We start from the raw sequence: 13221 nt of genomic DNA, 5'->3' as shown, positions 1-13221 counted from the left end.
AGTCTTCAGCCGATTGCTCGAATTTTACCGGACGCCGGCCGTCAGGTCAGATGCTTTCCAAAGAACTGCGTCGCACGACTCCACGCGAGTTCCGCCGCGGTCCGATCGTGCACCGCAGCGCGCTGCTCGTTGACGAAGGCGTGGTCGGCCTCGTAGCGGAAGAACTCGGCCGACTTGCCCGAAGCCTTCAGTCCGGCCTCGAACGCATCGACCACTTGCGGCGTGCACCAGTCGTCGCGATTGGCGAAGTGGCCCTGCATCGGCACCATCACCTCCGAGGGTTTGGCGGCCTGTTCCGGCGGAATGCCGTAGAACACCACAGCGGCGCTCAGTTCGGGAATCTTGCAGGCGCCGATCACCGTGACTGCGCCGCCGAGGCAGAAACCGGTCAGTCCGACCTTGGCGCCGTTGCGCGCCAGATAGTTGACCGCGCCGCGCACCGTCTGCGTGGTGGCGTCGATGAAGTCGAGCGAACCCATCTCTTTGTTGGCGGCGTCCGTGTCGTGATACGGCACCACCGTGCCGTTGTAGAGGTCGGGTGCCAGCGCATCGAAGCCGGCTTGCGCGAAGCGGTCGGTCAGTCCCTTGATCTGTTCGGACAGGCCCCACCATTCCTGGATCACCACCACGCCCGGCGCCTTGCCACTGGCGGCGTTGGCGAGATAGCCGCCCGCCTCCTTGCCGTCCGGACGTTTGAAAGTAATCAGCGTGCCCATGGCCTCTCCCTTTGCGCTCCTGCAAATGCTTTTGATTATTTTGTCCGGAGCAGCCGCCGGATGCAATCGCTGCAACGCATCGCGCGGCAAAATGCAGACAACAAAAAAGCCCCCGAAGGGGCTTTCCTGTCTCGCTGCGATGGAGATCGTCCGATCAGTGGACGTTCGACCACACCTTGCGCTTGGTGAAGTACAGCAGGCCGGACAGGATGATCAGGAAGATCATCACCTGCAGGCCGAGGCGCTTGCGGGCCTCCATGTGCGGCTCGGCGGCCCACATCAGGAACGCGGTGACGTCCTTGGCGTACTGCTCGAGCGTTTCCGGCGTGCCGTCGTCGTAGGTCACCATGCCGGCCTGGATCGGCGGCGGCATCTTGATCGAATGGCCCGGGTACCATTTGTTGTAGAACGACCCGTCCGGCAGGGCGAAGCCTTCCGGCGGAGTGTCCTCGTAGCCCTGCAGCAGCGCCGCGATGTAGTTCGGGCCCTGCTCCTGATACTGGGTGAACAGGTCGAAGATGAACTGCGGGAAGCCACGCGAATAGGTGCGCGCCTTGGCGAGCAGCGACATGTCCGGCGGAGCGGCACCGCCGTTGGCGGCACGCGCGGCCTGCTCGTTGGGGAACGGCGAGTGGAACGTGTCGGCGAGCCGGCCGGGGCGCTCGAACATGTCGCCGGCATCGTTCGGGCCGTCCTTGATCTGGGCTTCGGCGGCGATCGCCTTGGCCTGCTCGACAGTGAAGCCCGGGCCACCCGGCTCGGCCAGGTTGCGGTACTGCAACAGCTTCAGCGAGTGGCAGTTGGCGCAGACTTCCTTGTAGATCTTGAAGCCGCGCTGCAACTGGGCGCGATCATAGGTGCCGAACGGGCCGGAGAAGCTCCACTCCAGCGAGGGCGGGTTCTCGCCGCCCTCCGCCGCCTTGACCGGCTGCACGCCGCCGAGCATCACGCCGCCGGCGAACAGCGCTGCGACCAGAGCCGCGACCGCCTTGCCGGCGACCTTGCCCTTGTTCAACACGTCTTCGGCGATCGAGTTCGGAAGCGGCAAGGTCTTCTCCATCCGACCGAGCACCGGGAGCACGATCAGGAAGTAGGCGAAGTAGAAGAACGTGAACACCTGCGCCAGCGTGGTGTAGATGCCTTCCGCCGGCTTCGAGCCGAGCCAGCCCAGCATCAGGCAGGTCGCCACGAAGGCCCAGAAGAACCGCTTGGCGATCGGCCGATAGCGCGACGAACGCACCTTGCAGCTGTCCAGCCAGGGCAGGAACAGCAGCACGATGATCGCACCGAACATCGCGATGACGCCGAGCAGCTTGTTCGGAATCGAGCGCAGGATCGCGTAGAACGGCAGGTAGTACCATTCCGGCACGATGTGCGGCGGGGTCACGCCTGGGTTGGCCGGAACGTAGTTCTCGGCGTCGCCGAGGTAGTTCGGCATGTAGAAGATGAACCAGGAGTAGAACACCAGGAAGCACGACATGCCGAACACGTCCTTGAGGGTCGCGTACGGCGTGAATGCCACGGTGTCCTTCTCGGTCTTCGGCTCGACGCCGGCCGGGTTGTTCTGGCCGGTGACGTGCAACGCCCAGACGTGCAGCACGACAACGCCGGCGATCACGAAGGGCAGCAGGTAGTGCAGCGAGAAGAAGCGGTTCAGGGTCGGGTTGCCGACCGAGTAGCCGCCCCACAGCAGCGTCACGATGCTGTCGCCGACGAACGGGATCGCCGAGAACAGGTTGGTGATCACGGTGGCGCCCCAGAAGCTCATCTGGCCCCACGGCAGCACATAGCCCATGAAGCCCGTCGCCATCATCAGCAGGTAGATGATGACGCCGAGAATCCACAACACCTCGCGCGGCGCCTTGTAGGAACCGTAGTACAGGCCGCGAAGCATGTGGACATAGACCGCGATGAAGAACATCGACGCGCCGGCAGCGTGCATGTTGCGCAGCAGCCAACCGTAATTCACGTCGCGCACGATCCGCTCGACCGAGTCGAAGGCGAGATCGACGTGCGGGGTGTAGTGCATCGCCAGCACGATGCCGGTCACGATCTGCACCGCCAGCATCATCGACAGGATGGCGCCGAACGTCCACCAGTAGTTCAGGTTACGCGGCGTCGGATAGGCGATGAAGGAGGAATGAACGAGGCCCGCGATCGGCAGGCGTTGCTCCAGCCACTTCATCAAGGGGCTTTGTGGCTGATAGGTCGAGGGTCCGCTCATGATGCGATCCTAGTAAGCAATGGTACGGCGCACGGGAACGTCAGCCGATCTGGATTTTGCTGTCGGAGACGAATTGGTAGGGGGGAACGGGCAGGTTGAGCGGGGCCGGCCCCTGGCGGATACGACCGGAGGTGTCGTACTGCGAACCGTGGCACGGGCAGAAGAAGCCGTCGTAATTGCCCTCGTGCGCGATCGGGATGCAGCCCAGATGGGTGCAGATGCCGACCACGACCAGCCAGTTCTCGTGGCCTTCCTTGGTCCGCGCCTGATCGGTCTGCGGATCCTTGAGATCGGACAGCGGCGTGTTGCGCGCCTCTTCGACCTGCTTCGGGGTGCGGTTCATGATGTAGATCGGCTGACCGCGCCAGAACACCTTGATGTCCTGCCCCTGAGCGATCGGGGTCAGATCGACTTCGATCGGCGCGCCGGCCGCGATGGTCGACGCGTCCGGGTTCATCTGCGAAATGAACGGCCACACCGCAGCCGCCGCGCCCACCGCGGCAACCGCGCCGGTTGCGATGTAGAGAAAATCACGGCGTGTCGGTTCCGCCGAAGCCTCTGTCGTCACGATCCAAAGCCCTTTCATCTCTGCGACCGGCACAGCGCTCTCGGCAAATCTGCGAGATCATTGCCCGGGGAGGTCGCGAGATCGGCGGCCTTCAGATGCCCCGGGCCGCTTGTCATGGCCGGTCGGGTAGAACAGACAGTCCAGAATCGTTCTATTGGCACCCTTGCCGGTAGAGCGCAAGCCCGCGAACGGCTAATGGGCGCGCCTCGACCGATTCCAAGATCAGTCATGACACGCCGCACGTTATCGTTCAGTTGATAGGGAGCATTACGGGATGCGGATCGCCTTGTTTCAACCCGACATTCCGCAGAACACCGGCACTATTCTTCGGTTTTGCGCCTGTTTGAACGTCGAGGCGCACATCATCGAGCCGGCCGGTTTCCCGATCTCCGATCGGCATTTCCGCCGCGCCGGGATGGACTACCTGGATCAGGTCAGCATCGTCCGCCACGATTCCTGGCTAAAATTCGAGCAATGGCGGCAAAACGCGGAGTATCGGCTGATTTTACTTACGACGAAAGGCGAAAAGCCCTATTTCGAACAGCGTTACCAGCCGACTGACGTGCTGATGCTGGGCCGGGAAAGCGCCGGCGTTCCGGGCCATGTCGCGGCCGCGGCCGACGCACGGGTAGTAATCCCGATGCAGCCGGGAATGCGCTCGCTCAACGTCGCGATGGCGGCCGCGATGGTGACCGGCGAGGCGCTACGCCAGACCCAATTCGACACTGAGGAATCGACGCGGTGAGCTACGCGGTTAAGGAGATATTTCTGACCCTGCAGGGCGAAGGCGCGCACGCCGGCCGCGCCGCCGTGTTCTGCCGGTTCGCCGGCTGCAATCTGTGGAGCGGCCGCGACCAGGATCGCGACGAAGCGACCTGCAAATTCTGCGATACGGACTTCGTCGGCACCGACGGCACGCTCGGCGGCCGCTACGCCGACGCCGCGCTGCTCGCCGACGTCATCGCGGCGCAATGGACCGGCAGCGCGCGCGACCGCTACGTGGTGATCACCGGCGGCGAACCGTTGCTGCAGCTCGACGCCGAGCTGATTGACGCACTGCACGCACGCGGCTTCGAGATCGGCGTCGAGACCAACGGCACGATCGAGCCGCCCGCCGGCATCGACTGGCTGTGCGTCAGCCCGAAGGCCGGCGCCGAGCTTCGCATTCGCCGCGGCGACGAATTGAAGCTGGTGTATCCGCAGCCCGGCGCAATGCCGGACCAGTTCGCCGCCCTGGACTTCGCGCGGTTCTCCCTGCAGCCGATGGACGGCCCCGACCGCGACGACAATACCACCCGGGCAATCGCGTACTGCCTGCAGCACCCGCAATGGCGGCTCAGCCTGCAAACCCACAAGGTCACCGGCATCAGATAGCCGGCGTTCCGCCCGCGCCTCGCGTGATCCGGCTGTCATCACGAATCGCTAGGCTGACGGCGGGTCAATCAACAGACGGGAGCCGACCATGGATTTGAAACCGGGTGATATCGTTATGCTGAAATCCGGCGGCCAGGCGATGACGGTGGCGGAAGCCAGCGGCGACAACGCGACCTGCCTGTGGATGGGCGAAGAAGGCGATCTGTTCCGCGAGACCCTGCCGCTCGCCGTGCTCGACGCGATCGCGGTCGAGGACGAGGACGAGGACGACGAAGACGACGATCTCGACGAGGACGAACAGATCAAGGTCGCCTGAGCGTCAGGCTTTCTTGCCTCACCGGCGCGGTCGCGGATCGTCGCAGCCGCCGGCTGCCCGGACGAGATGCGCGCCCGTCGCTGCTCGCGGCGTTGGGCCGGCGCTGCGTGAGTTGCCAAGCACTTGGTTGCTACAGCAGATGATCGCGCGCGAACCGCGCCGCGGTCTGATCCGCGATGGTGCGTAGCGCGGCCGCGTCGAGCGGAAAATCGGCGGCCAGCCAGGCGTCTTCGGCCAGCGTCAGGACGTGGCCGAGTGCCGGCCCGGCGGCGAAGCCGCGGGCCAGGAAGTCGGCGGCCTTGAGCGGAAAAGCCGGCGCCCGCCAGCGCTGCGGAAGCGCGATCAGTTCGCGCCACGGCGCCGGGTCGGCGTCGCGGCCGGCGCGCGCCCAGGCCAGCATCATGCGGTCGTGAAACCGCGCTTCGCCAAGCCGGTACAGCCGCCGCCGCGCGGTCGCCTCGTCCATCCCGGAGAGTCGCCACCAGCGGTGGCCCATCGAGTCGAGTCGCTTGGCTTCGGCATTCGACAGCCGCAGCCGCTGCGCCAGCCGCTTGGCATCCTCGGTCACTGCGACCGCCAGCGCGCCGAGCCGTCGCACCGGATCGGCCTCGAGTCCGAGCGCGCGTTCGGCGCTGATCATCGCAGCGAACGCGCCGAGATACGCGACGCCGCCGAGCACCGCGAGCAGCAGCCCGCCATCGGCCATCGCCACCGCCGACGCCTCGGCACCGTCGGCGACCATCAGCTTCAACATCTCCATCCGCAGCCGTTCGGCCGACAGCGTCGCGAGGCCGCCGCGGCCGCGGATACAGGCGAGATACGCGTCGCGGTCCGGCGCGCCGGCGCCATAGGCGGCGTGGATCCGGAAGAACCGCAGGACCCGCAAGTAATCCTCGGCGATGCGCTGGTCGGGATCGCCGATGAAGCGCACCCGGCGCGCCGCGATGTCGGACAGCCCGCCGACATAGTCGTGCACCATGCCGTCGGCCGACATCGATAGTCCGTTGACGGTGAAATCGCGGCGCTCCGCGTCGCGCGCCCAGTCGCGGCCGAACGCCACCTTGGCCTTGCGGCCAAACGTCTCGACGTCTTCGCGCAGCGTGGTGATCTCGAAGCCGTGACCCTCGAGCACCAGCGTCACCGTGCCGTGCTCGATCCCGGTCGGGACCGCCTTGATACCGGCGGCCTTGGCCCGCCGCACCACCTCTTCCGGCAATGCGGTGGTGGCGATATCGACGTCGCCGATCGGCAGGCCGAGCAGTGCGTTGCGGACCGCGCCGCCGACCACCCGCGCCTCCTCGCCGTCTCCGTTCAGCAGCGCCAGCACCCGCGCTGCCGGTCCCGTGTGCAGCCACGGCGCATCGCTGCGCACCGGCACGTCGGTCATTTCTCCACCCCAGGCACCAGCCTGCCGTTCTCCAGATGCGCCGGGACATAAGTCGATCCCGGCGGCGCGCCCGAATAGTGCACCAGCAGCAGCAAGCTGACGATCACCAGCACCAGCGCCGTCGCCACCAGCCATCCGACCACCCGCAGCGGCCAGGACGCACGATGCAGCATCGCCGACCGCGTGGCGATCAGGAAGATCGCGTAGAGCACGAATGGTATGAGGAAAATTCCGACCTCGGTGAGGACCGCGCGGATCATGGCAGGCAGATCCGTTCGTACAGCGTGCGCAGGATGCCCGCGGTCGCACCCCAGATGTACCGCTCCGCGAACGGCATCGCGTAGTAGGAGCGCTGCGCCCCGCGGAATTCCTTGCTGTGCAATTGATGATTACCGGGGTCCATCAGGAACGCCAGCGGCACCTCGAAGGCGTCGTCGACTTCCGATTTGTTGATGGCGAGTTCGAACCCCGGCCGCACCCGCGCCACCGTCGGCAAGATCCGGAAACCGAAACTGGTGCCGTAGACGTCGAGATAGCCGATCGGCTCGACGAAGGACCGATCGAGCCCGATCTCCTCTTCGGCTTCGCGCAGCGCCGCGTCGAGCGGCGAATTGTCGGTAGCGTCGATCTTGCCGCCGGGAAACGCGATCTGGCCGGCATGATCGTTGAGATGCGCCGCCCGCATCGTCAGCAGCACGGTCGGCTCGGCGTGCTCGACCACCGGGATCAGCACCGCGGCGGGGCGGATCGGCCGCTCCTGCGCGATGGTGCGCAGCATCTGGTCGTTGCCCGCATCGCCGGTGGCCGGAAGCACGGCGGCGTCGGTGAGCGCCGCTGGCACCTCGAATCGCAGCCGCCGCAAGGCACGATCGAAAAACTCCGCCGAACTGATACTGCCGCTGGCGACCTGCGTTCCCGTCATCGGTCCGGTCAATGCGCTTCCCTCATCAGCTCGGCATCGGCCATGGCGAAGAACGTGCCGCCGGAGGCGATGCCGAACATCGAGCGACCATCGACCACCCGCTCCTCGCCGATGTCAACCAGATCGTAATACACCGCCCGCGTCACCTTGGCCCACAGATCGGCGCGTACGTGAAGGTACGGTGTCGCCCCGCCGTCGGGGGAGAGCTCGAAGCGCAGCCGGTGATCGGCATCGCAGGTCACCCAGTCGTCGACATTGGTGCGGAAGCGCAGCAGCTGTCCCCGATCGTCGTGATCCTTCACCATTTCGACCGCGAGAAACGGCGCATCGTCGACCGTGATGCCGACCTTCTCGACCGGTGTCACCAAGAAGTGCTTGTCGCCTTCGCGCTTCAGGACCGTCGAGAACAGCCGCACCAGCGCCGGGCGGCCGATCGGCGTGCCGAGATAGAACCAGGTTCCGTCGGACCCGATTCGCATGTCGAGATCGCCGCAGAACGGCGGGTTCCACAGATGCACGGGCGGCAGCCCCTTGCCCTCGGCTGCGTTCGCGGCGGCATCGCGCGCGGCCTCGGCCAGACCATCGAGATTGCGCGATGAACTCTGCCCTTGCTTCGCCATTGTTTACCCTGACCTTCGATTTCTAGTTGGCACGATAGCTGCACCCGCAAGCAGCATCATGTCCCGACATCCAGCTTGTTCTAACTCTCCACATCGTGATCCGCCCAATCTCGCGATGCCCATAATGTGGGGAAAGATTTGGTGAATGAAACCAGGGCCTTCGCTGTCTTGCGGCGAACAGCCTAACATGACCTCGGCGAACACCCGCAGCCCGGCGGCGGCCGGTGTGGACAGGAGAGACGGAATGGCCGGCGCAGACAGTGTCGAGAAGCTCGAAGACGTCATCGTCCGCTCGGCCGAACAGGTCGCGGGGGAAGTGCGCGCCGCCAAGGAGGCGATCTCGACCGTGATCTTCGGTCAGGACCGCGTCGTCGAAAACACCCTGGTGACGATTCTGTCCGGCGGCCACGCGCTGCTGATCGGCGTCCCGGGCCTTGCCAAGACCAAGCTGGTAGAAACCCTCGGCGTCACCCTCGGACTCGACGCCAAGCGTGTGCAGTTCACCCCCGACCTGATGCCGTCCGACATTCTCGGCGCCGAAGTGCTCGACGAGACCGCGGCCGGCAAGCGGTCGTTCCGCTTCATTGCCGGCCCGGTATTCGCGCAGCTGTTGATGGCCGACGAAATCAACCGCGCCAGCCCGCGGACCCAGTCGGCGCTGCTGCAGGCGATGCAGGAGCAGCACATCACCGTCGCCGGCGCCCGGCACGATCTGCCGAAGCCGTTCCATGTGCTGGCGACGCAGAACCCGCTGGAGCAGGAAGGCACCTATCCGCTGCCCGAAGCCCAGCTCGACCGCTTCCTGATGGAGATCGACGTCGATTATCCGGATCGCGACGCCGAGCGCCGCATCCTGTTCGACACCACCGGCGCCGAGCAGAACACCCCGAAGGCGGCGATGAGCGCCGACCAGCTCGTCTCGGCGCAGCGCCTGGTGCGCCGTCTGCCGGTCGGCGACTCGGTGGTGGAAGCGATCCTGTCGCTGGTGCGCTCGGCACGTCCGGGCCCGGAAGCAGGAGATCTCGGCAAGCTGATCGCCTGGGGCCCGGGGCCGCGCGCCAGCCAGTCGCTGATGATGGCGGTGCGCGCCCGCGCGCTGCTCGACGGCCGACTGGCGCCGTCGATCGACGACGTCCTCGATCTCGCCGAGCCGGTGCTGAAGCATCGTATGGCGCTGACGTTCTCGGCGCGCGCCGAAGGCCGCACGATTCCGGACGTGATCCAGAAGCTCAAGAGCCGGATCGGCTGATGGCGCAGGCCGACGAGCATCGCACCCAGGAGACGCTGGCGGTCCGCCGCGCCGACGGCGAAAGCCGTACGCTGGCGGCGTCGCTGCCGCGGCTGATGCTCGAGGCCCGCCGGATCGCAAACAACGTCACCCACGGTCTGCACGGCCGCCGCCGCGCCGGCGCCGGCGAGAACTTCTGGCAGTACCGCCGCTTCGTTTCCGGCGAGCCGGCGCAAAACGTCGACTGGCGTCGATCGGCGCGTGACGATCATCTCTACGTCCGCGAACTGGAATGGGAAGCCGCGCATACGGTGTGGCTGTGGCCGGACCGGTCGCTGTCGATGGCGTTCGCCTCCAAGAGCGCGCGCGACAGCAAGCTCGAGCGCGGCCTGATCGTCACCTTCGCGCTCGCCGAACTGCTGGTCGCTGGCGGCGAGCGGGTCGGTATTCCCGGTCTGATGAATCCGACCTCCAGCAATAACGTCGTCGACAAGATGGCGCAGGCGATCCTGCACGATACCCGCACGCGCGACAGCCTGCCGCCGTCGTTCGTGCCGTCGTCACTGTCCGAGATCGTGGTGCTGTCGGACTTCTGGTCGCCCACCGACGAGATCCGGCGGATGCTCGCCGGGCTGTCCGCGTCCGGCGCCCACGGCGCGCTGGTGCAGATCGTCGACCCCGCCGAAGAAAGCTTCCCGTATGCGGGGCGGGTCGAGTTCGTCGAGCCCGAAGGCGGCGGCGCGATCACCGCCGGCCGGGCCGAGAAATGGGCCGGCGATTACGTCGCGCTGGTCGCCGCGCATCGCGACGCGATCCGGCTCGAGACGTCGAAGCTCGACTGGCTGTTCTCGACCCACACCACGTCGCGGTCGGCGGCCGAACTGCTGCTGTTCCTGCACGCCGGGATGACCACCGCCAAGGGCGCCGAGCGCGGCAAAGCGGGACGTGGCGCATGATCGGCGCCCTGCCCCTGTCGTTCGCACAACCGCTGCTGCTGCTCGGGCTGCTGGCGCTGCCGGCGCTGTGGTGGCTGCTGCGGGTGATGCCGCCGCGGCCGCGGCGGATCGATTTCCCGCCGACCCGGCTGCTGTTCGACATCGCCCCGAAGGAAGAAACGCCGTCGCGGACGCCGTGGTGGCTGACCGCGCTGCGGATGCTCGCCGCGGCGCTGGTGATCATCGCGCTCGCCGGCCCGATCTGGAATCCGCAGACGGCCGCCGGCGCCAGCCGGGCGCCGCTGCTGATCCTGCTCGACGACGGCTGGAGCGCGGCGTCGAACTGGGAGGCGCGGGTCAAGGCGGCCGACGAGCTGATCGCCGAGGCCGACAGCGCGCGCCGCGCCGTCGCATTGGCACCGCTCTCGGAAACGACCCGCGATCCGGCGCTGATGCCGGCCGGCACCGCGCGGGTGTCGCTGCGCCAGCTCGCGCCGAAGCCCTATGCGGTCGAGCGGGTCGAGGCGTTGCCCGGGATCGAGCGGTTCCTCAAAGCCACCGGCGAGGCCGAGATCGTCTGGCTGACCGACGGCGTCGACACCGGCCGCGGCGGCGATTTCGTCGCCGGGCTGAACCGGCTGGTGCAGAACCGCAGCGTCACCATCGTCGAGGGCGGCGCCCCGCCCGCCCACGCGCTGGCCGCCGCCGAGAACGCCGCGGCCAGGATGACCGTCAAGGTGCTGCGCGCGGCCACCGGCGGCCTCGACGCCGGCACGGTGCGGGCGCTCGACGCCAAGGGCCTGCCGATCGCCGAGGCGCGCTACAGCCTCGCCCCCGGCGCCTCGGAAGCCGACGCCGCGTTCGAACTGCCGGTCGAATTGCGCAACGACATCACCCGGCTGGAGATCTCCGGCGAGCGCTCCGCGGGCGCCGTGCAACTGCTCGACAAGCGCTGGCGCCGCCGCGCCGTCGGCATCGTCTCCGGCGCCAGCAGCGACACCGCGCAGCCGCTGCTGGCGGCGACGTTCTATCTGACCCGGGCGCTGTCGCCGTTCGCCGATCTGCGCCAGGGCGAGCGCGGCGCGCCGCAGCAGGTGATCGCGCAGTTCCTCGACCAGAAGCTGCCGATGATCGTGCTCGCCGATGTCGGCGCGCTGTCGCCGGAGATCCGGCAGCGGCTCGACGCCTGGATCGAGCAGGGCGGCGTTCTGGTGCGGTTCGCCGGCCCCCGCCTCGCCCGCCAGGACGACGACGATCTGGTGCCGGTGAAGCTGCGCAAAGGCGGCCGCAGTCTCGGCGGCAGCCTGACCTGGGAGAAGCCGCAGCAGCTCGCCGCGTTCTCCGGCGACGGCCCGTTCGCCGGCCTCGCGGTGCCGGACGACGTCACCGTCAACCGCCAGGTGCTGGCCGAACCGGACGCGACGCTGCCCGGCAAGAGCTGGGCCTCGCTCGCCGACGGCACGCCGCTGGTCACCGGCGAGCATCGCGGCAAGGGGCTGGTGACGCTGTTCCACATCAGCGCCGACATGCGCTGGTCGAACCTGCCGATGTCCGGCACCTTCGTCGAGATGCTGCGCCGGCTGGTCGATCTGTCCGGCTACACCTCGACCCCCGGCGCCGGCGTCGCCGCCGATCCCAACGCCGCCGAAACCGTGTCGCCGCTGCGAAACCTCGACGGTTTCGGCGCGTTCGGCCCACCGCCGGCCTCCGCCAAGCCGATCCAGGCCGACTACCGCGAGCGCGGCACGGTGGAACATCCGCCCGGCTTCTACGGCCCGGCGGATGGTCCGATCGCCGTCAACGCACTGGCGGCGACCGATCGGATCGCACCGCTCGATAGTTCGGCGATCAACGCCCGCCGCGCCGCCTACAGCAATGCCGAGCCGCGCGACCTGCGCGGCGCGCTGCTGGCCTCGTCACTCGGCCTGTTCCTGCTCGACGCGCTGATCGTCGCCGTGCTCGGCGGCGGGCTGGCCGCGCTGCTGATGCGCCGCCGCCGCACCGCCGCCGCCGCGCTGGCGCTGATCGTGGCGCTGCCGCTGGCGTCGATGCCCTCCTTGCTCCGTGCCCAGGGCGCCCAGGACGATTTCGCCATCAAGGCGACGGCGCAAACCCACCTCGCCTACGTGATCACTGGCAATGCCGATGTCGACGCCATCGTCAAAGCCGGGATGAACGGGCTGACGCTATTCCTGGCGCAGCGCACCGCGCTGGAAGCCGGCGAGCCGGTCGGCGTCGATCCGGCGCGCGACGAATTGTCGTTCTTCCCGCTGATCTATTGGCCGGTTGTCGCCGGCAGCCCGAAGCCGCCGCAGGACGCACTCAACAAGATCGACGCCTACATGAAGCAGGGCGGCACCGTGATCTTCGACACCCGCGACGCGATCGAGGCGCCGCCCGAAGCCAACGGCGCATCGCAGACCCCCGGCATGGTGACGCTGCGCGGCGTGCTGTCGTCGCTCGACGTGCCGGAGCTGGAGCCGGTGCCGCGCGAACACGTACTGACTAAAACGTTCTATTTGCTGCGCGACTTCCCCGGCCGCTTCACCGCCGGCCAGACCTGGGTCGAGGCGCTGCCGCGCGAGACCGACGACGACGACACCACCCGCCCGGCGCGCGGCGGCGATGGCGTGTCGCCGATCATCATCACCTCGAACGATCTCGCCGGCGCCTGGGCGATGCGCCCCGACGGCCAGCCGATGCTGCCGCTGACGCCGGGCGAACCGCGCCAGCGCGAATTCGCCTTCCGCGCCGGAGTCAACATCGTGATGTACACCCTGACCGGCAACTACAAGGCCGACCAGGTCCACGCCCCGGCGCTGATCGAACGGCTGGGGCAGTGATGCGTCACCACGCTAGCTCCGAGTCAGTCCGGACGATCCGCGGAGCGGATCGATCCGGAATCTCGTCGCAACAACTTCGAGATTCCGG

The 13221-nt window shown here is 67.5% G+C and carries 13 protein-coding genes; 6 read left to right on the top strand and 7 right to left on the bottom strand.

Annotated features, from left to right (window positions below; all coding sequences use genetic code 11):
• Positions 1-41: 41 nt before the first annotated feature.
• The 3 genes from DWA33_RS08335 to petA form a co-directional block, all read right to left on the bottom strand.
• Positions 42-716, bottom strand: coding sequence for a dienelactone hydrolase family protein (locus tag DWA33_RS08335; protein WP_114357620.1), 675 nt, complete (start codon positions 714-716; stop codon positions 42-44).
• A gap of 154 nt (positions 717-870) precedes the next feature.
• Positions 871-2940, bottom strand: coding sequence for a cytochrome c1 (locus DWA33_RS08330; protein WP_114357619.1), 2070 nt, complete (start codon positions 2938-2940; stop codon positions 871-873).
• A gap of 40 nt (positions 2941-2980) precedes the next feature.
• Positions 2981-3508, bottom strand: coding sequence for a ubiquinol-cytochrome c reductase iron-sulfur subunit (petA, locus tag DWA33_RS08325; protein ID WP_114357711.1), 528 nt, complete (start codon positions 3506-3508; stop codon positions 2981-2983).
• A gap of 274 nt (positions 3509-3782) precedes the next feature.
• Here petA and DWA33_RS08320 point away from each other — a divergent pair, with 274 nt between their 5' ends.
• From DWA33_RS08320 to DWA33_RS08310, 3 genes are all read left to right on the top strand, one after another.
• Positions 3783-4253: a tRNA (cytidine(34)-2'-O)-methyltransferase gene (locus DWA33_RS08320; RefSeq protein WP_114357618.1), complete on the top strand. Its 471-nt coding sequence runs from the start codon at positions 3783-3785 to the stop codon at positions 4251-4253.
• Positions 4250-4882 (top strand): 7-carboxy-7-deazaguanine synthase, encoded by a 633-nt coding sequence (queE, locus tag DWA33_RS08315; protein ID WP_114357617.1) that lies wholly within the window; start codon positions 4250-4252, stop codon positions 4880-4882. The genes DWA33_RS08320 and queE overlap by 4 nt, the downstream gene beginning before the upstream one ends.
• Before the next feature lie 88 nt (positions 4883-4970).
• Positions 4971-5198 carry a YodC family protein gene (locus tag DWA33_RS08310; protein WP_114357616.1) on the top strand — a complete coding sequence of 76 codons (228 nt, stop codon included), beginning with the start codon at positions 4971-4973 and terminating at the stop codon, positions 5196-5198.
• A 130-nt stretch (positions 5199-5328) separates the two neighbouring features.
• Here the strand turns inward: DWA33_RS08310 and DWA33_RS08305 are convergent, their stop codons facing one another.
• The 4 genes from DWA33_RS08305 to DWA33_RS08290 are packed head-to-tail and all read right to left on the bottom strand — an operon-like array spanning position 5329 to position 8127.
• A complete protein-coding gene (locus tag DWA33_RS08305) occupies positions 5329-6585 on the bottom strand; it encodes a CCA tRNA nucleotidyltransferase (RefSeq protein ID WP_114357615.1) in 1257 nt (418 codons plus the stop codon).
• Positions 6582-6845 carry a DUF6111 family protein gene (locus tag DWA33_RS08300; RefSeq protein WP_114357614.1) on the bottom strand — a complete coding sequence of 88 codons (264 nt, stop codon included), beginning with the start codon at positions 6843-6845 and terminating at the stop codon, positions 6582-6584. The genes DWA33_RS08305 and DWA33_RS08300 overlap by 4 nt, the downstream gene beginning before the upstream one ends.
• Complete coding sequence (locus DWA33_RS08295; RefSeq protein ID WP_181902390.1) at positions 6842-7507, bottom strand: CoA pyrophosphatase; 666 nt, start codon at positions 7505-7507, stop codon at positions 6842-6844. The genes DWA33_RS08300 and DWA33_RS08295 overlap by 4 nt, the downstream gene beginning before the upstream one ends.
• Positions 7508-7515: 8 nt before the next feature.
• Complete coding sequence (locus DWA33_RS08290) at positions 7516-8127, bottom strand: DUF1285 domain-containing protein (RefSeq protein ID WP_114357612.1); 612 nt, start codon at positions 8125-8127, stop codon at positions 7516-7518.
• A gap of 244 nt (positions 8128-8371) precedes the next feature.
• Here DWA33_RS08290 and DWA33_RS08285 point away from each other — a divergent pair, with 244 nt between their 5' ends.
• Genes DWA33_RS08285 through DWA33_RS08275 form a run of 3 tightly spaced genes read left to right on the top strand, consistent with a single transcriptional unit; the run spans position 8372 to position 13133 of the window.
• Positions 8372-9376: an AAA family ATPase gene (locus DWA33_RS08285; protein ID WP_114357710.1), complete on the top strand. Its 1005-nt coding sequence runs from the start codon at positions 8372-8374 to the stop codon at positions 9374-9376.
• Positions 9376-10311: a DUF58 domain-containing protein gene (locus DWA33_RS08280; protein WP_114357611.1), complete on the top strand. Its 936-nt coding sequence runs from the start codon at positions 9376-9378 to the stop codon at positions 10309-10311. The genes DWA33_RS08285 and DWA33_RS08280 overlap by 1 nt, the downstream gene beginning before the upstream one ends.
• Positions 10308-13133, top strand: a complete 2826-nt coding sequence (locus DWA33_RS08275; RefSeq protein WP_114357610.1) for a DUF4159 domain-containing protein — start codon at positions 10308-10310, stop codon at positions 13131-13133. The genes DWA33_RS08280 and DWA33_RS08275 overlap by 4 nt, the downstream gene beginning before the upstream one ends.
• The last annotated feature ends 88 nt before the right edge of the window (positions 13134-13221 follow it).

The organism is Rhodopseudomonas pentothenatexigens, from assembly GCF_900218015.1.
Classification (GTDB): domain Bacteria; phylum Pseudomonadota; class Alphaproteobacteria; order Rhizobiales; family Xanthobacteraceae; genus Rhodopseudomonas; species Rhodopseudomonas pentothenatexigens.
Note: the sequence above shows the minus strand (reverse complement) of the source record. Positions and strands in the feature narration are given on the sequence as shown.

What these genes read in the sequence shown, in the direction of transcription:
- DWA33_RS08335 (WP_114357620.1), bottom strand. Translation starts at nt 716, where the DNA reads ATGGGCACGCTGATTACTTTCAAACGTCCGGACGGCAAGGAGGCGGGC.
- DWA33_RS08330 (WP_114357619.1), bottom strand. Translation starts at nt 2,940, where the DNA reads ATGAGCGGACCCTCGACCTATCAGCCACAAAGCCCCTTGATGAAGTGG.
- DWA33_RS08320 (WP_114357618.1), top strand. Translation starts at nt 3,783, where the DNA reads ATGCGGATCGCCTTGTTTCAACCCGACATTCCGCAGAACACCGGCACT.
- DWA33_RS08310 (WP_114357616.1), top strand. Translation starts at nt 4,971, where the DNA reads ATGGATTTGAAACCGGGTGATATCGTTATGCTGAAATCCGGCGGCCAG.
- DWA33_RS08305 (WP_114357615.1), bottom strand. Translation starts at nt 6,585, where the DNA reads ATGACCGACGTGCCGGTGCGCAGCGATGCGCCGTGGCTGCACACGGGA.
- DWA33_RS08300 (WP_114357614.1), bottom strand. Translation starts at nt 6,845, where the DNA reads ATGATCCGCGCGGTCCTCACCGAGGTCGGAATTTTCCTCATACCATTC.
- DWA33_RS08295 (WP_181902390.1), bottom strand. Translation starts at nt 7,507, where the DNA reads ATGACGGGAACGCAGGTCGCCAGCGGCAGTATCAGTTCGGCGGAGTTT.
- DWA33_RS08290 (WP_114357612.1), bottom strand. Translation starts at nt 8,127, where the DNA reads ATGGCGAAGCAAGGGCAGAGTTCATCGCGCAATCTCGATGGTCTGGCC.
- DWA33_RS08285 (WP_114357710.1), top strand. Translation starts at nt 8,372, where the DNA reads ATGGCCGGCGCAGACAGTGTCGAGAAGCTCGAAGACGTCATCGTCCGC.
- DWA33_RS08280 (WP_114357611.1), top strand. Translation starts at nt 9,376, where the DNA reads ATGGCGCAGGCCGACGAGCATCGCACCCAGGAGACGCTGGCGGTCCGC.
- DWA33_RS08275 (WP_114357610.1), top strand. Translation starts at nt 10,308, where the DNA reads ATGATCGGCGCCCTGCCCCTGTCGTTCGCACAACCGCTGCTGCTGCTC.